This window comes from Falsiroseomonas selenitidurans (assembly GCF_012103215.1).
GTDB lineage: Bacteria > Pseudomonadota > Alphaproteobacteria > Acetobacterales > Acetobacteraceae > Falsiroseomonas > Falsiroseomonas selenitidurans.
Window position 1 is genome coordinate 22404 of the sequence record NZ_JAAVNE010000029.1, and the last position, 21230, is coordinate 43633.

The following is a 21230-nucleotide window of genomic DNA, read 5'->3' on the forward strand; positions in this document are numbered from 1 at the left end:
ACCTCGGATGGACGGCAGATCAGATGAACGCCATCTCCAAGCCCGCGATCGGCGGCGGAGCCTATCGCATCGTCGACCACACCTATGACGTGGTGGTGGTGGGCGCCGGCGGTGCCGGACTGCGCGCCACCTTCGGCATGGGGGCCTCCGGCCTCAAGACCGCCTGCATCACCAAGGTCTTCCCCACCCGCAGCCACACCGTGGCGGCGCAGGGCGGCGTCGGCGCCGCGCTCGGCAACATGGGCGAGGATGACTGGCGCTGGCACATGTACGACACCGTGAAGGGGTCGGACTGGCTGGGCGACCAGGACGCCATCGAATACATGTGCCGCGAGGCGATCCCCGCGATCATCGAGCTGGAACACTACGGCGTCCCGTTCTCGCGCACCGAGGACGGCAAGATCTACCAGCGCCCCTTCGGCGGCCATATGCAGGACTACGGCAAGACGCCGGCGATGCGCGCCTGCGCCGCCGCGGACCGCACCGGCCATGCCATCCTGCACACGCTGTACCAGCAGGCGCTGAAGGCCAATTGCGAGTTCTTCGTCGAATACATCGCGCTCGACCTCATCATGGATGATGAGGGCGTCTGCCGCGGCGTCACCGCCTGGAACCTGGAAGACGGCAGCCTGCACCGCTTCCGCGCCCAGTCCGTGGTGATGGCGACCGGCGGCTATGGCCGCGCCTATTTCTCCTGCACCTCCGCCCATACCTGCACCGGCGACGGCGGCGGCATGATCCTGCGGGCGGGCCTGCCGCTGCAGGACAATGAATTCGTGCAGTTCCACCCGACCGGCATCTATGGCTCGGGCTGCCTCGTGACCGAGGGTGCGCGCGGCGAGGGCGGCTACCTGACGAATTCCGAGGGCGAGCGCTTCATGGAGCGCTATGCCCCGACGGCGAAGGACCTCGCGTCCCGCGACGTCGTCTCCCGCGCCATGTCGGTGGAGATCCGCGAGGGCCGCGGCGTCGGCCCGCTGAAGGACCACATCCACCTGCACCTGGAACATTTGGGTGCCGACCTGCTGCATGAGCGCCTGCCGGGCATCTCCGAGACCGCGAAGATCTTCGCGGGCGTGGATGTGACGAAGGAGCCGATCCCGATGCTGCCGACCGTCCATTACAACATGGGCGGCATCCCGACGAACATCCACACCGAGGTCCTGAACCCCACGGCGCAGGACCAGGACCGGGTGGTGCGCGGGCTGATGGCGGTGGGCGAGGCGGCCTGCGTCTCCGTGCACGGCGCCAATCGCCTCGGCACCAACTCGCTGCTCGACCTGGTGGTGTTCGGCCGGGCCGCGGCGCATCGCGCGGCGGAGACCATCAAGCCGGGTGCCAGCCAGGCGCCGCTGCCGCCGGGCGCCGGCGAACAGAGCTGGGCGCGCTTCGACAAGGTGCGCAACGCCAAGGGCGGCTCCACCGTCTCCGACGTCCGCCTGCAGATGCAGCGCACGATGCAGGAACACGCCGCCGTGTTCCGCACCAGCGAGCTGCTGCGCGAGGGCGTGGCCAAGATGGGCAAGGTCGCCGCCGGCTATGACGACATCAAGATCGCCGACCGCAGCCTGATCTGGAACAGCGACCTGGTGGAGGCGCTGGAGCTGGACAATCTGATCGGCAATGCGCTGACCACGATCCATGGCGCGGAAGCCCGCAAGGAAAGCCGCGGCGCGCATGCGCATGAGGACTTCCCGGACCGCGACGATGCGAACTGGATGAAGCACACCCTCGCCTGGGTGGACGAGAAGCGGAACGTCAAGCTGGACTATCGCGACGTGAAGATGCGCACCCTGACCAATGAAGTGCAGGTCTTCCCGCCCAAGGCCCGCGTGTACTAGGGATCGGATCGAAGACCATGGCCACCTTCACGCTGCCGAAGAACTCCACCATCTCGAAGGGCAAGCACTTTCCCGCGCCGGCCGGCGCGAAGAAGGTGCGGCCCTTCAAGATCTATCGCTGGGACCCGGATTCCGGCGAGAACCCGCGCACGGATACCTATGACATCGACCTCGAGGCCTGCGGCCCGATGGTTCTCGATGCCCTCATCAAGATCAAGAACGAGGTCGACAGCACGCTGACCTTCCGGCGGTCCTGCCGGGAGGGCATCTGCGGTTCCTGCTCGATGAACATCGACGGGCTGAACACGCTGGCCTGCCTGAAGCCGATCGAGGATGTGAAGGGCGAGGTGCGCATCCACCCGCTGCCGCACATGCCGGTGGTGAAGGACCTCGTCCCCGACCTGTCGCAGATCTACGCGCAGCTGCGCAGCGTGGAGCCCTGGCTGAAGGCCGATACCCCCCCGCCGCCGGATGGCGAGCGCCTGCAGTCGAAGGAGGAGCGCGCCAAGCTCGACGGGCTGTGGGAGTGCATCCTGTGCTTCTGCTGCTCCACCGCCTGCCCCTCCTATTGGTGGAACGGCGACCGCTACCTCGGCCCGGCCGTGCTGCTGCAGGCCTATCGCTGGATCGCCGACTCGCGCGATGAGCACACCGGCGAGCGCCTGGATGCGCTGGAAGACCCGTTCAAGCTGTATCGCTGCCACACCATCATGAACTGCACCCGGACCTGCCCGAAGGGGCTGAACCCGGCGCAGGCGATCGGCGACATCAAGAAGATGCTCGCCGAACGCGTGGTCTGAACCAGCCGCCTTGCCCCGCTCGGCGGGGCAAGGCTTGCCGGCCTGCCAGGCGGGGCCATCTGCCTGCCATGGCCCCGCAACGATGACCGCCCTGCTGCTGATCGCGCTGTTCTGCACGGCGCTGCTGTTCGGGGGCATGGCGTTCTTCGCCGCCATCATCGCCCCGCTGGTCTTCCGTCTGCTGCCGCCGGACCCTGCCGGGCGCTTCCTGCGCGGCGTCTTCCCGGCCTATTACCTGTGGGTGCTGGCGACCTCGGCGGCGGCCGCCATTTCCCTGTTTCCGTTGTCCAAATTCGATTCCGGGCTGATGGCCGCCATCGCCGCGCTGACCCTGTGGCTGCGCCAGGTGCTGATGCCGCGGATCAACGCGCTGTCGGACCGCGCCAAGGCGGGTGACGAGCGGGCCCGGCGCGGCTTCGACTTGGCGCACCGCCTGTCGGTCGCCGCCAACCTGGTGCAGCTGCTCGGGGCCGGCGTGGTGCTGGCGGGCTTCTTCCTGTGATCGGCGCGACACCGCCTATTTCCGGCCGGCCGCGTTTCGATTAATCCTGGCGTCAGAAGCGGGCGCGCATCGCCCGCACGCCCGAATCGGGAGGATGTCCATGAACCGTCGTGCCATGCTGGGCGCCGCCGCCGCGGCCGCGCCGCTTGCCCTCGCGACCCCCGCCCTTGCCCAGGCCATGCCGGAGGTGCGCTGGCGCGCCGCCTCCTCCTTCCCCCGGGTCTTCGACATCCTGTACGGCACGCTCGAGCGCATCGCCGCCCGCGTCGCGCAGCTGACCGACGGGCGCTTCCGCATCCAGACCTTCCCGGCCGGCGAGATCGTCGGCGGCTTGCAGGTGCTGGACGCGGTGCAGGCCGGCACGCTCGAGGCCGGGCACACGGCCAGCTACTACTACATCGGCAAGGACGTCGCCTTCGTCCCCTTCACCGCGATGAGCTTCGGCCTGACCTCGCGCCAGATGAGCGCCTGGTTCCGCCAGGGCGGCGGCAATGAGCTGGCGGCTGAATTGTTTCGCGACTACAGCATCGTGGCGCACACCGCGGGCGACACCGGCGCGCAGATGGGCGGCTGGTTCCGCAACGAAATCACCTCCGTCGAGCAGCTGCGCGGCCTGAAGTTCCGCATCACCGGCCTGGCGGGCCAGCTGTTCAACCGGCTCGGCGCGGCCGCCACGCTGGTGGCCCCGGCCGATATCTACCCCTCGCTCGAGCGCGGCGTGCTGGACGCGGTGGAATTCGTCGGCCCGCACGATGATGAGCGCGCGAACTATGTGCGCGTGGCGCGGTACTACTACGCGCCGGGCTTCTGGGAGCCGGGGGCACGGCTGCACTTCATGATGAACCAGCGCGCCCATGCCGCGCTGCCCGACCTCTACAAGCACGCGATCGAGGTTGCCTGTGCCGAAGCCGATGCCGACATGACGGCGCGCTATGATGCGGCGAACCCGCAGGCGCTCCGCCGCCTGGTCGCCGCCGGCGCGCAGCTGCGCTTCTGGCCGCGCCCGGTGCTGGAAGCCGCCTGGAAGGCGAATGAGGCGATGAACGCGGACCTCGCGCGCGGCAACCCGCGCTTCGCGAAGATCATGGAAAGCTACCTGCGCTTCCGCACCGAACAGTACCAGTGGTTCCGCGTGGCGGAGAACAGCTTCGACAACTTCGCCTTCTCCGCCGCCCAGACGGTGCGCTGAGCCCCGGGCCGATAAAATCGGCTCCATCCCCGGTGGCGCGCATCGCGGCGCGCCACCGGGCGGTCTATAGCAGCGCAGCAATCGCGGAATCCCAGGCTGCATGGACCTCGGCACGCTGCTTTCCGCCCTGGCCATGGGCGTGGTCGAAGGGGCGACCGAGTTTCTCCCCATCTCCTCCACCGGCCACCTGATCCTGCTGGCGGAGCTGATCGGCTTCCAGGGACCGCCCGGGAAGAGCTTCGAGATCTCCATCCAGCTCGGCGCCATCCTGGCCGTGGTGGTCCTGTTCCGCGCCACGCTGTGGCGCCTGGCCACCGGCTTCTGGCGGCCGGGGGCGGACCGCTACTATGTACAGAACCTGGCGCTGGCCTTCCTGCCCGCGGCCGTCCTCGGCGCGACGCTGCATGCCACCATCACCGGGCTGCTGTTCGACCCCTACGTGGTCTGCGCCGCGCTGATCCTGGGCGGCATCGCCATCATCGCCATCGAACGCTGGCGGCCCACCCCCTCCATCCACTCCGTCCCGCAGATGGGACCGCTGGCCGCGCTGCTGATCGGCTTCGGCCAGGCCCTGGCCATGATCCCCGGCACCTCCCGCTCCGGCGCCACCATCATCACCGCCCTGCTGGTGGGCACGGATCGGCGCACCGCGGCGGAATTCAGCTTCATCCTGGCCATCCCGACCATGGTCGCCGCCACCGCCTACAGCCTGTACAAGGCCCGCGCGGAGCTGGACCTGTCCGCCCTCGGCCAGATCGGCATCGGCTTCACCACCGCCTTCCTCGTCGCCCTGGTGGTGGTGAACTGGCTGATGACGGTGATCGCCCGCATCGGCTTCACCCCCTTCGGCTGGTACCGCATCGCCCTCGGCACCGCCATGCTGGTGTTCCTGATCCTGCGCTGAGCCAGCTTCGGTTGTCGGGTGGTGGCGCGGGTTGGTCGCAGGGCGGGCTTCGCCCCCCTGCACCCCCCACCAGGGAGCGCGGCCCCCTGGACCGCGAGGACTTATAAGCAGGCGAGGAGAGGGGGCCAGCGGTACCGCGCGTTTGGCGGTCGCTCCGGCCCCCTCTCCTCGCCGGCTCAAGTCTCATGGGTTTCCAAAGGGCCGCCGCCCTTTGGCGGGAGGGGTGCGGGGAGGGCAGAGCCCTCCCTGCCATCACCCGCGCAACCCCCTGACCGCCGAGGTGCCCCGGCGCCAGGATTAGCGGAACAGGCCCTGCAGGCGGCCGAGGATGTCGGGCAGGGTCAGGCCGGGGCGGGGTGGGGTGCTGCCTTCGGGGATGCGGCTGCGGTAGCGGGCCATGGCGTCCCGGGTGCGGGAGAGGGCCAGTTCCGCCGGTTCGGCCAGGTTGGAGCCGGCGCCGAGGCCGGTCATGCGCACCAGGGCGGTGGGGGCGTTGGCCAGTTCCTGGCTGGCGCGGGCGGTGTCCTCGGGGCGCGGGGCGCAGACCAGGCTGCGGCCTTCCAGGCTGCAGGGCAGGTCGAAGTGGCGGTTCGGGGGGAAACGCAATTGTGCGGTCCCGGTGACGGCCAGCAGGCCGCTGCGCGCGTTCTCCAGCCCCAGGTCCCGGGCGGTCACCACCGGTACCAGGCTTCCGTCGCGGTCCTGGATCTCCAGCAGCAGGGAGGATCCGGTCCCGCCGGCCGGCTCCACCGGCACCGCGTGGCGCAGCAGGCAGGCGGCCTGGTCCGTCATGCGGTCGTTCAGGCAGGACAGGCGCCAGGAGCCGATTTCCTCGGGCACCTGGCCCTGGATCTGGGTGGCGGGTTGCGCCAGGGCGGGGCTGGCGGCCAGCATGAGGGCGATGAGGGTGCGGTTCATGCCGCGCAGATGGGCAGGCAAGGGGTATTGTTCCATGCGGCAGGTGCGATTTCCGGATGGTGTCATGGTGCCGGCGCTCGGCCAGGGCAGCTGGCGGATGGGCGAGCGTGGCGACCGGCGGGCGGAGGCGGCGGCGCTGCGGCTGGGCCTCGACCTTGGCATGACGCTGGTGGACACGGCGGAGATGTATGGCGAGGGCGGGGCGGAGGAGGTGGTGGGCCAGGCGATCGCCGGGCGGCGGGAGGAGGTGTTTCTCGTCTCCAAGGTCTATCCGCACAACGCCTCCGCGAAGAAGCTGCCGGTGGCGCTGGCTGCCAGCCTGAAGCGGCTGCGGGTGGAGCGGATCGACCTGTACCTGCTGCATTGGCGGGGCGGGGTGCCGCTGGCGGAGACGGTGCAGGCGATGGAGAAGGCCCGCGTGGGCGGGCAGATCGCGCGCTGGGGGGTTTCGAACCTGGATGTGGCGGATCTCAGGGAATTGGGTCCGGCGCTGGCCGATTGCGCCACGGACCAGGTGCTGTGGAACCTGGAGGCGCGCGGCGTGGAGTTCGACCTGCTGCCCTTCTGCGCCGCGCAGGGCATGCCGGTGATGGCCTATTCGCCCATCGGCCAGGGCGGGTCGCTGCTGCGGGACCGGGCGTTGCGGGCCGTGGCGGCGCGGCATGGCGTGGCGCCGGCGCAGGTGGCCCTGGCCTTCGTGCTGGGGCGGGAGGGGGTGATCGCCATCCCGAAGGCCGCGAACCCCGAGCATGTCCGCGCCAATGCCGCGGCGCGCGACCTGGTGCTGACGGAGCAGGACCGCGCCGAGCTGGACGCCGCCTTCCCGACGCCGCGGCGCAAGCAGCCGCTGGAGATGATCTGATACCAGTCGCCGGCGCCGGCATCCGCCGGCTTGGCTGCGCGCCACCTGGCGCGGCCGCCGTTCGGCCGCTCGCCCGCCTTCGGCGGGCGCAGGTCCCGATCCATGGAAACCGGCAGGACGGGCGCCGTTGCCGGCGCTATCCGCGCTTGCGGACGAACTCCGTGCGCAGCACCAGCCCCTTGATGGTGTCGTGCCGGCAGTCGATTTCCTCGGGGTTGTCGGTCAGGCGGATGGAGCGGATGACGGTGCCCTGCTTCAGGGTCTGGTTCGCGCCCTTCACCTTCAGGTCCTTGATGAGGGTGACGGAATCACCATCGGCCAGGAGATTGCCGGCGGCATCGCGGATTGCCGCCGGGCCGGGCGCGGTGGCGGCGGCCACCTCGCTGGCCGGGCGCCATTCGCCGGTCGCCTCGTCGAACACGTAGTCGTCGTCGGCCATCTGGTTCGCCCTCCGCGTCGGGGCGCTTTCCTCCCTGCGGCGCGGCGCCGCAAGGGGTGCGCTACCAGTAGCCGGCCATGATCTCCCGCGCCCAGTCCGGCTCGCGGATGGCGCCGCGCGGGTCGAAGCCGGTCATGTGCGGCTTGATGTCGAAGACCGGCGTGCCGTCGATGGCGTCCAGCCCACGAACCCGCAGCACCGGGCCGTCCACGCCCAGCAGGGCGCAGGTGGTGACGCCGAGGCGGTTGGGCCGTGGCGCGCCGCGCTGGGCCAGGATGCCGGTGCGCGGCCAATCCTGGCGGCCGCGCGGGTGGCGGGCATTGTGTTCCACCACGGCGGGGTCCAGCCGGTGGAAGCCGAAGACCACCACCACATGGCTGAAGGAATCGAGGCCCAGCGCCGCATCCGGCCCCAGCACCGCGGGGTCCAGCACGATGGTGGACTCCACGCTGTCCCAGGCATCGTCGAGGGGCTCCGCCCGGCCGCCGCGCACGGTGCCAATCTGGATCAGGTTCATTGGAAGCTCGGCATGACAGGCAGGTCCGGCGTCACGGGGGGGGGCAGGTCGATGATGACGGTGCTGGGGTCCTGGCGCGGCGTGCGGTCCAGCCAGTAGGTCACGCTCTGCGGCCACAGGATGACCACCGCCACCAGCAGCAATTGCAGGCCGAGCCAGGGGATGGCGCCCAGGTAGATGTCCCGTGTCAGCACCGATTTCGGCGCCACGCCGCGCAGGTAGAACAGCGCGAAGCCGAAGGGTGGGTGCATGAAGGCGGTCTGCATGTTGATGCAGATCAGCACCCCGAACCACACCAGGTCGATGCCGAGCGACTTGGCCACCGGCGCCAGCAGCGGAATGACGATGAAGGCGATCTCGAAGAAGTCGAGGAAGAAGGCCAGGAAGAAGATGAAGATGTTGGTGAACACCAGGAAGCCGGTCTGGCCGCCGGGCAGCAGCCCCAGCAGGTGCTCGATCCAGATGCCGCCATCGACGCCCTGGAACACCAGGGTGAAGACCGTGGCGCCAATCAGGATGAAGATGACCATGGCGGTGATGCGCATGGTGTTGCCCATGGCTTCCCGCACCAGCGGCCAGGTCAGGCGCCGGTTCAGCGCCGCCAGCACCACGGCGCCGACCACGCCCATGGCGCCGGCTTCCGTCGGCGTCGCCAGGCCGAGGAAGATGGTGCCCAGCACCATGAAGATCAGGCCGATGGAGGGCACCATGCCCTTCAGCACCCGCCACCACAGCCGCCAGTCGCGCGGGGCCAGCGCCTCGGGCGGCAGCGGCGGCACCTTCTTCGGCTGGAAGAGGGAGACCAGCCAGATGAACAGCAGGAACAGCGCCACCTGCAGGAAGGACGGCCCGATGGCGCCGGCATACATGTCCCCCACGCTCTGCCCCAGCTGGTCGGACAGCACGATCAGCACGAGGGAGGGCGGAATCACCTGGGTGATGGTGCCGGAGGCGGCGATGACGCCGGTGGCGATGCGCATGTCGTAGCCGTAGCGCATCATGATCGGCAGGCTGATCATGCCCATGGAGATGACGCTGGCGGCGACGGTGCCGGTGATGGCGCCCAGGATGGCGCCGACGATGATCACCGCATAGGCGAGGCCCCCCGGCACCTTGCCGAACAACTGCCCGGTGCCTTCCAGCAGATCCTCCGCCAGGCCGCAGCGTTCCAGCACCGCGCCCATCAGGGTGAAGAAGGGGATCGCCAGCAGCAGGTCGTTGGACAGGATGTTGAAGACCCGCAGCGGCAGGTTGAACATCCAGGCTTCCGGGAAGAAGCCCAATTCGATGGAGATGAAGCCGAAGAACAGCCCGACGGCGGCGAGCGAGAAGGCGGCCGGGAAGCCGATCAGCAGGAACACCACCAGCCCGCCGAACATCAGCGGCGGCATCAGGTCCGCATGCAGCATTTCGGTCATTGGTCGGGCCGGGCGTAGGCGGCGTGCAGCCGTCCGGGTGGCAGCTCGATGCCGCGAAGCAGGGCAACGCGCTTCACCAGTTCCGACAGCCCCTGGATGGTCATCAGCAGGAATCCCAGCGGCAGCAGCAGCTTGGCCGGCCAGCGGATGAGCCCGTCGGGGGAGGAGGAAACCTCCGCCCGCACCCAGCTCTCGACGAAGAAGGGCCAGGTCATCCAGGCCAGCAGCGCCATGGCGGGCAGCAGGAAGAACAGGATGCCGAGCACGTCGACCCAGATCCGCGCCCGCATGCCCAGCGCGCCATAGACCAGGTCCACCCGCACATGCTCGTTGCGGAACAGGGTGTGGCTGGCGCCCAGCATGACCATGCCGGCGAAGCAGTACCACTGCGCCTCCAGCCAGGCATTGGAGCCGGAGGCGAAGCCGTAGCGGGCGAAGGCGTTGGCGGCGCTGATGGTGCAGGCGATCAGCACCAGCCAATCGGCGATCCGCCCGAAACCGGCGGTCAGCGCATCCACGCCACGGCTGAAGGCGAGCAACGGGCGCACAGGCGCGTCCCCCCGGGTCTCAACGGTGCAAGCGGGGGTCGCCCGGCTTGGGTCTGGAAGCCGGCGCGCCATCGCGCCGGGGCGGGACCTCTAGCGCCGGCCGGCAGGCTTGGAAAGCCGGGATTCCCGCGCGGCGGGCGATGGCGGCCGCAGACTTGATGGGCCTGCCATGGTGGAGCCCCTTCTGCCGGGGGGGGAGCCTGCTATCCTGCTTGCCCGTGTCCCGCCCCGCATCCCCGCCGTGCTGACGGCGCTCCTCCTCACCCTGGGGGCCCTCGGGCTTCTGGCACTGGCGGCCGTGCCGCTGGCGCGCTTCGCCTGGGGCGCGGCGGTGGTGCATGGCGGCGTGCTGGCGGCGGCGCTGGCGCTGGCCGGGCTGGGCCTGGCCGGGCTGCTGGCCGGCGCGATGCCGCCGGCGGCGCTGCCGCTTTCGGTGCCGACGCAGGTGGCGGTGGATGCGCTGTCCGCCTGGTTCCTGCTGGTGGTGGGGCTGGCCGCCACCTGTTCGGCGCTGTTCGCCCTGGCGCATGGCGCGCGGCTGGCACCCCGCCTGCTGGCCGCCTACCCGCTGTTCCTGGCCGGCATGGCGCTGGCACTGGTCGCGGCGGATGGCTTCACCCTGCTGCTGGGGTTCGAGGCGATGTCGCTCGCCTCCTGGGTCCTGGTGGCGGCCGACCATGCGCAGGCGGAAAACCGGCGCGCGGCGCGGCTGTACCTGGCCATCGCGGTGTTCGGCGGCATCTGCCTGGTGCCGGCCTTTGGCCTGCTGGCCGGCGTGGCGGGCGACATCTCCTTCGCCGCGATCCGCGCCGCGCCGCCCGCCGGCTGGACGGCGGCGGCGGTGCTGGCGCTGGTGGTGGCCGGCGGCGGGGCGAAGGCGGGTCTGGTGCCGCTGCATGGCTGGCTGCCTTTGGCCCATCCGGCGGCACCCAGCCATGTCTCCGCCCTGATGTCCGGCGGCATGACCAAGGTTTCGGTCTATGTGCTGGCGCGGGTGCTGCTGGACCTCTGCGGCCCGGCGCAGCCGCTGTGGTGGGGCGTGCCGCTGCTGGTGCTGGGGGCGGGCTCCGCCGTGCTGGGCGCGCTGCGCGCCAATCTGGAAACCGATGGCAAGACCCTGCTGGCCTGCTCCACCATCGAGAATATCGGCCTGATCTGCATGGGGCTCGGCCTGGCGGCGGCGTTCCGGGCGGCGGATCTCGGCGTGCTGGCGGCGCTGGCGGCGGGGGCGGCGCTGCTGCACGCGCTGCACCACGCGCTGTTCAAATCGCTGCTGTTCCTCGGGATGGGGGAGGTGCTGCACGCCGCGGCGTCCCGCCACCTGGACCGGCTGGGCGGGCTGATCCACGCCATGCCCTGGACGGCGGGGGCCGTGCTGGTGGGGGTGGGGGCGGCGGCCAGCCTGCCGCCGCTGTCCGGCTTCGCCAGCGAGTGGCTGCTGCTGCAGGCGCTGCTGGCCGCCTGGCGGGTGCAGGACCTGGCCTTCCAGGTGCTGGGCGTGGCGGCGGTGGCCGCCGCCGCCCTGGCCGCGGCGCTGGCCGCGGCGGCGATGGTGCGGCTGTTCGGGCTGGCGTTCCTGGGCCGGCCGCGCACGCCGCGCGCCGCCGGGGCGCAGGACGGGCCCTGGCTGGCGCGGGCGGCACTGCTGCTGCCGGCGGGGCTGACGGTGATCCTCGGCCTGCTGCCGGGGCCGATGCTGGATCTCGCGCAGGGCGCCGTGCAGGTGCTGGTGCCGCTGGGCATGGCGGAGCGCGGCGGCATGCTGGCGGTGCGGGTGGGCGATGGCGGTGCGCGCTACCTGCCGCTGGCCATCGCCGCGCTGCTGGCGGCCATGGCGGCACTCGCCTGGTGGGTGGCGAAGCGCCGCGCCCCGGCTTCAGTGCGCGGCCCGGCCTGGGATTGCGGCTTCATGCCGCCGCCGCCGCACCTGCCCTTCGGCGACCCGGCGACGCAGCCCTCCGCCGCCGGCTTCGGCCAGCCGCTGCGCCGCATGCTGGGCGGCACGCTGCTGGCGGCGCGGGAGGCGGTGGCGATGCCGCCGCCGGGCGACCCTTCCCCGGCGCGGCTGACCGCCAGCTTCGCCGACCCCGCCGACGGCTGGCTGCTGGCGCCGCTGGCCCGGGCGCGGGATGCGCTGGCGGCGCGGGCGGAACGGCTGCGCGGCCTCTCGCTCGGCGCCTGGCTGATGCTGCCCTTCGCCACGCTGGTGGCGCTGCTGGCGCTGGCTGCCTGGGTGGGCGGCTGATGGGCTGGCTCGCTGCCCTGCTCACGCAGATCCTGCACCTGGCACTGGTGCTGGCGGCGGCGCCGCTGGTGGTGGGCGGCATCCGCTGGCTGAAGGCCCGCATGATGGGCCGCCAGGGCCCGCACCCGCTGCAGCCGCTGCGCGACCTGGCCAAGCTGCTGCGCAAGCGCCCGGTTCTGGCCGAGACCGCCAGCTGGGTCAGCCGCGCCGCCCCCTATCTGGGGGCTGCCGCCGCGCTGGCCGCGCTGGCCCTGGTGCCGAGCTTCGCCCGCGGCATGGCCTTCGCCCCGCTCGGCGATCTGGTGGTGATCGCCGGGCTGCTGGCGCTGGGCCGGGTGGCGATGGCGCTGGCCGGCCTCGATGCCGGCACCGCCTTCGGCGGGCTGGGCGCGGCGCGGGAGATGTCCTTCGCCGCCATCGCGGAGCCCGCCTTCCTGCTGGCGGTGCTGAGCTTCGCGATCCTGGCCGGCACCACGGGGCTGGAGCCGATCGGGGCCCTGTTCCAGGAAGGCAGCCTGGGTCTGCGCGTCTCGCTCGGCCTGGCGCTGGTCGCGCTGCTGGCGGTGGCGGTGGCGGAGAATGCCCGCATCCCGGTGGACAACCCCGCCACCCACCTGGAACTGACCATGGTGCATGAGGCGATGCTGCTGGAAGCCTCCGGCCGGCACCTGGCCTTGTGGGAGGCCGCTTCGGCGCTGCGGCTGACGCTGTGGCTGGCGCTGCTGTCCGCCATCTTCTTCCCCTTTGGCACGGCGCCGGCCGGCTTCGCGCCGCTGGGCTGGCTGCTGGGGATCGGCGCCTGGGTGGGCAAGATGGCGCTGCTGTGCCTGGCGCTGGCCGCCTTCGAGAACGCCATCGCCAAGATGCGGGTGTTCCGGGTGCCGGAATTCCTCGGCACCGCGCTGCTGCTGGGCCTGCTGGGGGCGCTGCTGCTGTTCCTGTCCACGAGGCTGGCCTGATGAGCTTCGGCAGCCTGCCCTACGACATCGCCCACCTGCTCGGCGGCGCGGTGCTGCTGATGTCCTTCGTGTTGCTGTACCAGCGGCGGCTGGAGGCGGTGATCGGCGCCTTCGCCGTGCAGGGCGCGCTGCTGGCCGCCGCCGCCTTCTGGCAGGGCTTCGCCCAGGGCGCGCCGCACCTGTATGTGACGGCGCTGCTGGCCTTCGGCGCCAAGGCGCTGCTGATCCCGCTCGCCTTGCGCATCGCGCTGCGCCGGCTCGGCCTGCATCGCACGGTGGAAACCGCGCTGGGCGTCGGGCCTTCCCTGCTGGCGGCCATCGCGCTGGTCGGGCTTTCGGTGCTGGTGGTGCTGCCCGCCACCGCCGGCCAGGCCCAGGCCCTGACGCGGGAGAACCTGGCCCTGGCGCTGTCCGTGGTGCTGCTGGGGATGCTGATGATGATCGCCCGGCGCAACGCGATCAGCCAGCTGATCGGGCTGCTGAGCCTGGAGAACGGGCTGATCCTGGCCGCCATCGGGGTGCAGGGCATGCCGCTGGTGGTGGAATTGTCCACCGCCGCGCTGGTGCTGATGCTGGCGCTGGTCGCCGGCATCTTCGTCTTCCTGCTGCGCGACCGGCTGGCGACGCTCGATACCGGCGACCTCGCCCGGCAGCGGGGGGAGGGGGAGGCGCCATGATGCCGCTGCCCTGGCTGGTCGTCTTCCTGCCCTGGCTCGGGGCGGTGGCGCTGGCGCTGGCCCCGCCGCGCGGGCGGCTGCCCGCCCTGGTCAATCTCGGCGTCGCCGGCGGCTTCTGCGCCCTGGCGCTGGGGCTGCTGGGGGCGGAGCACGGCGTGCAGGGCTGGACGCGGACGGATGCGGTGAACCTGCCGCTGGTCGCGCTGTCCGGCCTCATCGGCCTGGCCAGCGCGGCGTTCTCCGCGGCCACCCTGGACTGCGAGCGCTTCGACGGGCTGCGCGCCCGCGCCTACCACGCCGCCTTCCAGATCTTCCTGGGCGCCCAGGCGCTGGCCCTGCTGTCGGACAATCTCGGCGTCATGTGGGTGGCGATCGAGATCGCCACGCTGTCCTCCGTGCTGATGGTGGCGGTGCATGGCACGCCCTCGGCCATCGAGGCAGCGTGGAAGTTCTTCGTGCTGTGTGGCGTCGGCATCGCGCTGGCGCTGTTCGGCACCATCCTGCTGTACCTGGCGGCGCAGCCGCTGGTCGGGCAGGGCGATCCCGGCCTGTCCTGGGGGGCGCTGCGGGCGGTGGCGGCGCACTGCGACCCCGGCATCCTCTCGCTGGCCTTCGTCTTCCTGCTGGTCGGCTACGGCACCAAGGCCGGGCTGGTGCCGCTGCATGCCTGGCTGCCGGATGCGGAGGCCGAGGGCCCGCTGCCGATGTCGGCCGTGCTGTCCGGCCTGCTGCTGAACGCGGCGCTGCTGGCGGTTCTGCGGGCCAAGGCGGTCGTCGGGCTGCACCCGGGGGCGCTGGCGCCGGGGCCGCTGCTGGTGGGCTTCGGCCTGGCGTCCCTGCTGCTGGCGGCCTTCGCGCTGTGGCGGCGGCGCGATGCCAGGCGGCTGTTCGCCTGGAGCAGCATCGAGCATGTCGGCCTTTCGGCCATCGCCTTCGGCCTCGGCGCGCCCTTCGCCGGGATGCTGCACCTGATGGGCCATTCCCTGGTGAAAAGCGCCGTGTTCTTCGGCGTCGGCGCCGCGGCGCAGATCAAGGGCAGCCAGAAGATCGCCGAGATCGGCGGGCTGGCGGCCAGCCACCCGGCGCTGGGCTGGGGCCTGGCGCTGGGCATCGCCGGCCTGGCCGGGCTGCCGCCCTTCGCGCTGTTCGTGTCCGAGTTCCTGCTGGTGGCGCAGGCGGCGGCGCGGCAGCCCTGGCTGATCCTCCCGCTCGGGCTTGGCCTGCTGGTCGGCGCCACGGCGCTGATCCGCGTGCTGCAGGCACTGTGCCTGGGCGAGCCGACGCCGGACCGCCCGGTGCCCGGTGGCTTCGCCCTGCCGGGCGGGCTGCTATGGGCGACGCTGCCGTTGTGGAGCCTGCTGGCGCTGGCGGTGCTGCTGGGCTTCGCCCTGCCGCCGGGCCTGGCCGCGCTGCTGTCCGACGCCGCGGTGCTGCTGGAATGAGCGTCTTCGACCTGATCCGGGCGGGGGCGCCCCAGGGCGGCCGCCCGGCGCGCCACCTGCTGGCGCCCGCGCAGTTCGCCCAACTGCCGGCGGCGCTGGCGGCGGAGCCGGCGGTGGCGCTGCTGTCCCTGTGGGCGGAGCCGGCGCTGGTGCACGCCGCCTTCCTGGACGAGGCCGCCGGCGCGCTGCTGCTGGCCAGCTGCCCGGCCGAATCCGGCCACTACCCGGCCCTGTCCCCCGCCCGCCCCGGCGCGGTGCGGTTCGAGCGCATGGTGCGGGAATTGTGGGGCCTGACCGCCGAGGGTGGGCAGGACCTCCGCCCCTGGCTCGACCATGGGCGCTGGCCGCTGACCACACCGCTGGCCGCCCGCCCCGGGCGCAACGGCGTGCCGGCCGGACAGCCCACCTTCCTGCCGATCGAGGGCGAGGGCTGGCATCAGATCCCCGTCGGCCCGGTGCATGCCGGCATCATCGAGCCCGGCCATTTCCGCTTCACCGTGCAGGGGGAGATGGTGGTGCGGCTGGAGCAGCGGCTGGGCTACACCCACAAGGGCACGCTGGGCCTGATGCTCGGCAAGTCGCCGCGCACCGCCGCGCGCTTCGCCGCCCGCCTGTCCGGCGACAGCACCGTGGCGCATTCGCTCGCCTTCGCGGAAGCCGCGGAGGCCGCGACCGCCACCCCTGCCCCGCCGCGCGCGCAATGGCTGCGCGCGGTGATGCTGGAGCAGGAGCGGCTGGCCAACCACCTGAACGACTGGGGCTTCATCTGCAACGACGCCGCCTTCGCCTTCCCCCTGGCGCGGCTTGGCCTGCTGCGGGAAGCGGTGCTGCGCGCCAATGCCGCGGCCTTCGGTCACCGGCTGATGATGGACCGCGTGGTGCCCGGCGGCGTCGCCGCCGACCTGGCGGAAGCCGCCCTGCCGGTGCTGCTGGCGACCCTGGCGGCGGTGGAGGCGGAACTGCCAGGCCTGGCCGCGATCTACGACGACCATGCCAGCCTGCAGGACCGCGTGGTGGGCACCGGCGTGCTGCGGCCGGACCTGGCCGCGCGCTTCGCCGCCGGCGGCGTGGTCGGCCGCGCCTCCGCCCGGCGCTTCGATGCGCGGCTGGCCTTCCCCGCCGGCCCCTATGCCGGCAGCCCGCCGGGCCTGGCGGTGCGGGAGGCGGGCGATGTGGATGCAAGGGTGCGGGTGCGGATGGCCGAGATCACCGACAGCATCCGCCTGCTGCGCCGCTTCCTGGCCACCCTGCCACCGGGGGAGATCTACCAGCCCCTGCCGCAGCGGGGCGGGGAGGCGCTGGCGCTGGTGGAGGGCTTCCGCGGCGAGATCGCCACCTGGATGGCGCTGGACGATGGCGGGCTGATCCGCGCCGTCTTCCCGCGCGACCCGTCCTGGCTGCAATGGCCGCTTCTGGAAGCCGCGGTGGAGGGCAACATCGTCGCCGACTTCCCCCTGTGCAACAAGAGCTTCAACTGTTCCTACAGCGGGGTTGACCTGTGAGCGGACGCTACCCCAGCCGGACCGGCACGGCGCAAGGCGCCACCGGGCTTTTCACCGTGACGGTGGTGAAGCCTGGCCCGACGCGCGGCGTGATCGAACACTGGGCCTATGACGATCGCGCCCATGCGCTGGACGAGATCGGCTGGATCGCGGAGCGCGTGGCCCCGGGGACGGAGCTGGTGCTGCGCGATCCGGAGGGCAACGACCTGTTCCGCGTGGCGCGCACGGCATGAGGCGCCCGGGCCGGATGCTCTGGCCGAAGCTGGCGCGCGGGCTGTTCGCCCGCCCGCTGACCGAGAAGCTGCAGGCGCCGCCTGAGGAGGTGGTGCAGGCCCTGGCGCAGAAGCTGGAGGCGACATCCCGCGCCCGGCTGGGCCGCAGCCTGGCGATCCGCCAGGTGGATGCGGGGTCCTGCAATGGCTGCGAGCTGGAGATCAACGCCCTGTCCGGCGTGCTGTACGACCTGGAACGGCTGGGCCTGCGCTTCGTCGCCTCCCCCCGCCATGCCGATGTGCTGCTGGTCACCGGCCCGGTGACGCGCAACATGCGCGAGGCGCTGGAACGCACCCGGGCGGCGACGCCGGAGCCCTGCTGGGTGGTGGCGGCTGGCGATTGCGCGGTGGACGGCGGCGTCTTCAAGGGCAGCTACGCGGTGGAGGGCGGGGTGGGGCAGGTGCTGCCGGTGGATCTGCTGATCCCAGGCTGCCCGCCGACGCCGGCGCAGTTCCTGGAAGCCCTGCTGGCGATCCTGGAAGCGCAGGTGCCGCCGCGCGCCATCACGCCCGGATGAACCGCGCGACGGGATGAAAAAAGCGGGCCGGCCGCACCAGGGCGGCCGGCCCGAAGGACCGGTTCCCTCGGGAACCGGTCGACCCGGCGGCGGCCTGCCGGGAAATGGCCGCCGCCGGAAAGCAAGGTGGGAAGGCCCTACCCGAGGCGGGCCGCTGCCCGCGGAGCATGAGCAGCGTTCAAGCGAAGGCAGCGTGCTCCAGGGGCGGCGGCGATCAGCAGGCGGAACGTGAAGCGCATGGGACGGGTCCTTGCGCCGGGGCCGATTCGGGGGGGGCGCCGGTGACCCGTCCAGGCTGGACCCGGCCGCCTGTCGCCGCGATGGGGGCAGGCTGACATCGCGGCAATGCTGGCGGGAGGTTCCGCCGCCTTCGCCACCCTACCCGGCCACGGCGGCCGGATCGGTGTTGCCGCCGCAGATCACCACCGCCACCACGGCGCCGGGCGGCGGCACGAAGGCGCCGCAGGCCAGGGCGGCCAGCGCGGTGGCGCCGCCCGGTTCCGCCACCACCCGCAGCGCCGACCACAGCAGCTTCTGCGCCGCGGCAATGGCCGCGTCCGGCACCAGCACCGCCTGCGCCACATGCCGCTGCGCCAGCTGGAACATCAGCCCGCCCACCTGCCGCGCGCCAAGGCTGTCCGCCGCCAGGCCGCCCACCGGGGCCGGCACCGGCCGCCCGGCAGCCAGCGCCTGGTGCAGGGTGGGGCAGGCCTCCGGCTCCACGCTGATCACTTCGGTGTTGCGGCCGGCATACCAGGCGGCGATGCCGCCGATCAGCCCGCCGCCGCCGGTGGCCACCAGCACATGGGTCGCCTGCGGCGCGTCCTGCCACAACTCCATCCCCAGCGTGCCCTGGCCGGCCAGGACCTCCGCCTGGTCATAGGCGTGCACCTGCAGCGCACCGGATTCCGCCGCATGCGCCTCGCTGGCCACGCGTGCCTCGTCATAGGCGGCGCCGATGCGGTGCAGCCGGGCGCCATAGGCGGTGATGCGGTCCGCCTTGGCGGCCGGCGTCGCCGCCGGGCAGAAGATCTCCGCCCGGTGGCCCAGCGCGCGGGCGGCATAGGCCACCGCCGCGCCGTGATTGCCGCCCGAGGCCGCGACCACGCCGGCCGCCGGCACCGGTTGCGACAGCAGGCGGTTGAAGGCGCCGCGCGCCTTGAAGGAGCCGCTGGCCTGCAGCGTTTCCAGCTTCAGCACCAGGCGGCCGGGCAGGCCGAGCTCCGCCCCGTTCAGGCGCAGCACCGGGGTGCGGCGGATATGCGGGGCGATGCGGGCGGCGGCGGCCTGGATGGCGGCCGCGTCGGGGGGGGTCTCGAACATGGCGGGAAGCTCGCAGCCAGGCGGCAGCCTGGCAACCATCGCCCGATGCCGGCTTCGTGCCCCTGGGCCTTTAACCCTCGCCACCTTTCTGCCATGGTCCGCCGGCCAGCGAGGATTGAAGCTTCAAGATGCCGCTGCACGGGTCCTGTGTGGCCCTGGATGAGGAGGGGGTTCTGATCCTGGGTCCTTCGGGCAGCGGGAAGTCCGACCTCGTCCTGCGGCTGATGGGGCGGGGCTGGAGTCTGGTGGCGGATGACCAGGTGGAGCTGACGACGGCCGAGGACGGATTGCAGGCCAGCGCCCCCGCGGCGCTGCGCGGCCTGCTGGAAGTGCGCGGGCTCGGCCTGATGGAGGGCCTGCCGACGGCCGCGGCGGCGCGGTTGTGCCTGGCCGTCCGCCTGCTGCCCGCCGCCACGCCACAGCCCCGCCTGCCGGAGCCCGAGCGGTGGGAGGCGTTGGGCCACAGCCTGCCGCTGGTCAGCCTGCACGGCCTGGAAGCCTCCGCCCCGGACAAGCTGGCCCTGGCGCTCGCCGCCGCCTGCGGCCGCGCCCGCATGGCCGCCGGCGCCTTCCCGGCATGAGCGCCGAGCCCCGCCATCCGCCGCGCCCGGTGCTGCTGGTCACCGGCCTGTCCGGTGCCGGCAAGGCTTCCATCCTGCGGACGCTGGAGGATCTGGGCTTCGAGACGGTGGACAATCCGCCGCTGCCGATCCTGGCGGAGCTGGTCGCTGATGGCGACGCGCCGCTGGCCATCGGCGTCGATGCCCGCTCCCGCGGCTTCGACGCGGCGGAATTGCTGCGCGCCATCGCCCGGCTGCGCGCCGACCCCGGCATCGCCGCCAACCTGATCTTCGCCACGGCGGAGGAGCCGGTGCTGCTGCGCCGCTTTTCCGAAACCCGCCGTCGCCACCCGCTGGCCCCCGGCGGCCCGCTGGGCAGCCGGGTGACGGAGGGCATCGCGCGGGAAGCGGCGCTGCTGGCGCCGCTGCGCGATGCCGCCGACCTGGTGCTGGACACCTCCGACCTGCCGCTGCCGGAGCTGCGCCGGCAGATCGAGCGCCGCTTCCGGCCCGAGAACGCCGCCGGCCTGGCGATCGGCATCGTCTCCTTCGGCTTTCCGAAAGGACTGCCGCGCGAAGCTGACCTGGTGTGGGATGTGCGCTTCCTGCGCAACCCGCATTACGACCCGGCGCTGCGGCCGCTGACCGGTCGCGATGCGTCGATCGCCGGCTTTGTCGAGTCCGATGCCACCTATCGCCCATTCTGGGACCGCATGACCGGGATGATGGAGCTGCTGTTGCCCCGCTACGCCGCGGAAGGGAAGAAGTACCTCACCGTCGCCATCGGATGCACCGGCGGGCGGCATCGCTCGGTCCTTGTGGCGGAACGCCTGGCCTCCCATCTCGAAACCCTTGGCTGGCGCGTGGACCTGATCCATCGCGACCTAGCCGCCCCCCCGAAGCCCGGCGGGGCATCCGCTGCGGGGCAGGAGGCCCTGGCGCACACACCATGATCGGATTGGTCCTCGTCACCCACGGCCGTCTCGCCGAGGAGCTCCGCCTCGCCATGGAACACGTGGTGGGGCCGCAGGGCGCCGTCGCGACGGTCTGCATCTATCCCGAGGACAAGCTCGAGGCGCGGCGCGAGGATATCCGCCATTGCATCGAGCGGGTGGACCAGGGCGACGGCGTGGTGGTGCTGACGGACATCCTGGGCGGCACCCCCTCCAACCTCGCCTTCCAGCTGTGCGAGCATCGCGCGGTGGAGGTCATCGCCGGCGTCAACCTGCCGCTGCTGGTGAAGCTCGCGAAGATCCGCGGCACGGAGCCGCTGTCCGAGGCGGTGGCGCATGCCACCGCGGCCGGGCGCAAATACATCGCCAGCACCGGTGACCTGCCGGATGGCCAGAAATCTGCCGGTGGGCAGCCCGCCAATGGCCAGCACGGCCCGGATGGGAAAAGCGGAGGCAGTGCATGAACGAGTGGCCCGACGATGCCGGCGAAACCAAGGCCGCGACGGGCGCTCCGCCGGGCTTTGCCGAAGCCGGTCCCTGCGGTTGCGACTCCTCCGGGGGGCTGGCAATGCGCAAGACCGTGAAGATCGTCAACAGCCGCGGCCTGCATGCCCGCGCCGCCGCCAAGCTGGTGACGGTGGCGGAGCGGTTCTCCGCCTGCGTCACCGTGATCCGCCACGGAAATGCCGTACCGGCCTGCTCCATCATGGGCCTGATGATGCTGGGCGCCGGCCAGGGCAGCGAGGTGGTGGTGGAAGCCGAAGGCTGGGACGCGAAGGAAGCCCTGGAGGCGATCACCGGGCTGATGGAGGCCGGCTTCCATGAGGATTAGCCCGCCCCG

23 protein-coding genes are annotated in these 21230 nt (G+C 72.1%); 17 read left to right on the forward strand and 6 right to left on the reverse strand.

Features of this window, described 5'->3' with window-relative positions; all coding sequences use genetic code 11:
- Nucleotides 1-23: 23 nt before the first annotated feature.
- The 5 genes from sdhA (at nucleotide 24) to HEQ75_RS17190 (ending at nucleotide 5236) form a co-directional block, all read left to right on the forward strand.
- Nucleotides 24-1841: a succinate dehydrogenase flavoprotein subunit gene (gene sdhA, locus HEQ75_RS17170; RefSeq protein ID WP_168032881.1), complete on the forward strand. Its 1818-nt coding sequence runs from the start codon at nucleotides 24-26 to the stop codon at nucleotides 1839-1841.
- Nucleotides 1842-1858: 17 nt separating this feature from the next.
- A complete protein-coding gene (locus tag HEQ75_RS17175) occupies nucleotides 1859-2641 on the forward strand; it encodes a succinate dehydrogenase iron-sulfur subunit (RefSeq protein WP_168032883.1) in 783 nt (260 codons plus the stop codon).
- A gap of 82 nt (nucleotides 2642-2723) precedes the next feature.
- A complete protein-coding gene (locus tag HEQ75_RS17180) occupies nucleotides 2724-3143 on the forward strand; it encodes a DUF4149 domain-containing protein (RefSeq protein WP_168032885.1) in 420 nt (139 codons plus the stop codon).
- Between the two features lie 100 nt (nucleotides 3144-3243).
- The gene (locus HEQ75_RS17185; RefSeq protein ID WP_168032887.1) at nucleotides 3244-4332 is read left to right on the forward strand and encodes a TRAP transporter substrate-binding protein; all 1089 of its coding nucleotides are present in this window, start codon (nucleotides 3244-3246) and stop codon (nucleotides 4330-4332) included.
- A gap of 100 nt (nucleotides 4333-4432) precedes the next feature.
- On the forward strand, nucleotides 4433-5236 hold the full coding sequence (locus HEQ75_RS17190; protein WP_168032889.1) for an undecaprenyl-diphosphate phosphatase: 804 nt from the start codon (nucleotides 4433-4435) through the stop codon (nucleotides 5234-5236).
- 297 nt (nucleotides 5237-5533) lie between these two features.
- Here HEQ75_RS17190 and HEQ75_RS17195 read toward each other — a convergent pair whose 3' ends face one another.
- Nucleotides 5534-6154 (reverse strand): hypothetical protein, encoded by a 621-nt coding sequence (locus HEQ75_RS17195; RefSeq protein WP_168032891.1) that lies wholly within the window; start codon nucleotides 6152-6154, stop codon nucleotides 5534-5536.
- 34 nt (nucleotides 6155-6188) lie between these two features.
- On the opposite strand from HEQ75_RS17195, the gene HEQ75_RS17200 reads away from it, so the two are divergent.
- Entirely contained in the window at nucleotides 6189-7016 is an 828-nt protein-coding gene (locus tag HEQ75_RS17200) for an aldo/keto reductase (protein ID WP_168032893.1), read from the forward strand.
- A gap of 136 nt (nucleotides 7017-7152) precedes the next feature.
- On the opposite strand, the gene HEQ75_RS17205 is transcribed toward HEQ75_RS17200, so the two are convergent.
- The 4 genes from HEQ75_RS17205 to HEQ75_RS17220 all read right to left on the reverse strand — a co-directional run bounded on the left by HEQ75_RS17205 (nucleotide 7153) and on the right by HEQ75_RS17220 (nucleotide 9938).
- Nucleotides 7153-7455, reverse strand: coding sequence for an alkylphosphonate utilization protein (locus tag HEQ75_RS17205; RefSeq protein ID WP_168032895.1), 303 nt, complete (start codon nucleotides 7453-7455; stop codon nucleotides 7153-7155).
- Nucleotides 7456-7516: 61 nt separating this feature from the next.
- A complete protein-coding gene (locus HEQ75_RS17210) occupies nucleotides 7517-7972 on the reverse strand; it encodes an SAM-dependent methyltransferase (RefSeq protein ID WP_168032897.1) in 456 nt (151 codons plus the stop codon).
- Complete coding sequence (locus HEQ75_RS17215) at nucleotides 7969-9390, reverse strand: TRAP transporter large permease (protein ID WP_209318616.1); 1422 nt, start codon at nucleotides 9388-9390, stop codon at nucleotides 7969-7971. The genes HEQ75_RS17210 and HEQ75_RS17215 overlap by 4 nt, the downstream gene beginning before the upstream one ends.
- On the reverse strand, nucleotides 9387-9938 hold the full coding sequence (locus HEQ75_RS17220) for a TRAP transporter small permease subunit (RefSeq protein ID WP_168032899.1): 552 nt from the start codon (nucleotides 9936-9938) through the stop codon (nucleotides 9387-9389). Before HEQ75_RS17220 ends, HEQ75_RS17215 begins: the two co-directional genes overlap by 4 nt.
- 169 nt (nucleotides 9939-10107) lie before the next feature.
- Here HEQ75_RS17220 and HEQ75_RS17225 point away from each other — a divergent pair, with 169 nt between their 5' ends.
- Genes HEQ75_RS17225 through HEQ75_RS17255 form a run of 7 tightly spaced genes read left to right on the forward strand, consistent with a single transcriptional unit; the run spans nucleotide 10108 to nucleotide 17553 of the window.
- Nucleotides 10108-12183 carry a proton-conducting transporter transmembrane domain-containing protein gene (locus tag HEQ75_RS17225; RefSeq protein WP_168032901.1) on the forward strand — a complete coding sequence of 692 codons (2076 nt, stop codon included), beginning with the start codon at nucleotides 10108-10110 and terminating at the stop codon, nucleotides 12181-12183.
- A complete protein-coding gene (locus HEQ75_RS17230) occupies nucleotides 12183-13142 on the forward strand; it encodes a respiratory chain complex I subunit 1 family protein (protein WP_168032903.1) in 960 nt (319 codons plus the stop codon). Before HEQ75_RS17225 ends, HEQ75_RS17230 begins: the two co-directional genes overlap by 1 nt.
- On the forward strand, nucleotides 13142-13819 hold the full coding sequence (locus tag HEQ75_RS17235; RefSeq protein ID WP_168032905.1) for a hydrogenase-4 component E: 678 nt from the start codon (nucleotides 13142-13144) through the stop codon (nucleotides 13817-13819). The genes HEQ75_RS17230 and HEQ75_RS17235 overlap by 1 nt, the downstream gene beginning before the upstream one ends.
- Complete coding sequence (locus HEQ75_RS17240) at nucleotides 13816-15261, forward strand: proton-conducting transporter transmembrane domain-containing protein (protein WP_168032907.1); 1446 nt, start codon at nucleotides 13816-13818, stop codon at nucleotides 15259-15261. The genes HEQ75_RS17235 and HEQ75_RS17240 overlap by 4 nt, the downstream gene beginning before the upstream one ends.
- Nucleotides 15258-16763 carry a hydrogenase large subunit gene (locus tag HEQ75_RS17245; protein WP_168032909.1) on the forward strand — a complete coding sequence of 502 codons (1506 nt, stop codon included), beginning with the start codon at nucleotides 15258-15260 and terminating at the stop codon, nucleotides 16761-16763. Before HEQ75_RS17240 ends, HEQ75_RS17245 begins: the two co-directional genes overlap by 4 nt.
- Nucleotides 16760-16996 carry a hypothetical protein gene (locus HEQ75_RS17250; RefSeq protein WP_168032911.1) on the forward strand — a complete coding sequence of 79 codons (237 nt, stop codon included), beginning with the start codon at nucleotides 16760-16762 and terminating at the stop codon, nucleotides 16994-16996. Before HEQ75_RS17245 ends, HEQ75_RS17250 begins: the two co-directional genes overlap by 4 nt.
- Nucleotides 16993-17553 (forward strand): NADH-quinone oxidoreductase subunit B family protein, encoded by a 561-nt coding sequence (locus HEQ75_RS17255; protein WP_209318618.1) that lies wholly within the window; start codon nucleotides 16993-16995, stop codon nucleotides 17551-17553. The genes HEQ75_RS17250 and HEQ75_RS17255 overlap by 4 nt, the downstream gene beginning before the upstream one ends.
- Before the next feature lie 378 nt (nucleotides 17554-17931).
- On the opposite strand, the gene HEQ75_RS17260 is transcribed toward HEQ75_RS17255, so the two are convergent.
- Nucleotides 17932-18876: a serine/threonine dehydratase gene (locus tag HEQ75_RS17260; RefSeq protein ID WP_168032913.1), complete on the reverse strand. Its 945-nt coding sequence runs from the start codon at nucleotides 18874-18876 to the stop codon at nucleotides 17932-17934.
- Nucleotides 18877-19004: 128 nt separating this feature from the next.
- Between HEQ75_RS17260 and HEQ75_RS17265 the strand changes: the two genes are divergently transcribed.
- From HEQ75_RS17265 to HEQ75_RS17280, 4 genes are all read left to right on the forward strand, one after another.
- Nucleotides 19005-19457: an HPr kinase/phosphorylase gene (locus HEQ75_RS17265; protein WP_168032915.1), complete on the forward strand. Its 453-nt coding sequence runs from the start codon at nucleotides 19005-19007 to the stop codon at nucleotides 19455-19457.
- Nucleotides 19454-20389 carry an RNase adapter RapZ gene (rapZ, locus tag HEQ75_RS17270; protein WP_168032917.1) on the forward strand — a complete coding sequence of 312 codons (936 nt, stop codon included), beginning with the start codon at nucleotides 19454-19456 and terminating at the stop codon, nucleotides 20387-20389. Before HEQ75_RS17265 ends, rapZ begins: the two co-directional genes overlap by 4 nt.
- On the forward strand, nucleotides 20386-20853 hold the full coding sequence (locus tag HEQ75_RS17275; RefSeq protein WP_168032919.1) for a PTS sugar transporter subunit IIA: 468 nt from the start codon (nucleotides 20386-20388) through the stop codon (nucleotides 20851-20853). The genes rapZ and HEQ75_RS17275 overlap by 4 nt, the downstream gene beginning before the upstream one ends.
- Before the next feature lie 104 nt (nucleotides 20854-20957).
- Complete coding sequence (locus tag HEQ75_RS17280; protein ID WP_235961861.1) at nucleotides 20958-21221, forward strand: HPr family phosphocarrier protein; 264 nt, start codon at nucleotides 20958-20960, stop codon at nucleotides 21219-21221.
- The last annotated feature ends 9 nt before the right edge of the window (nucleotides 21222-21230 follow it).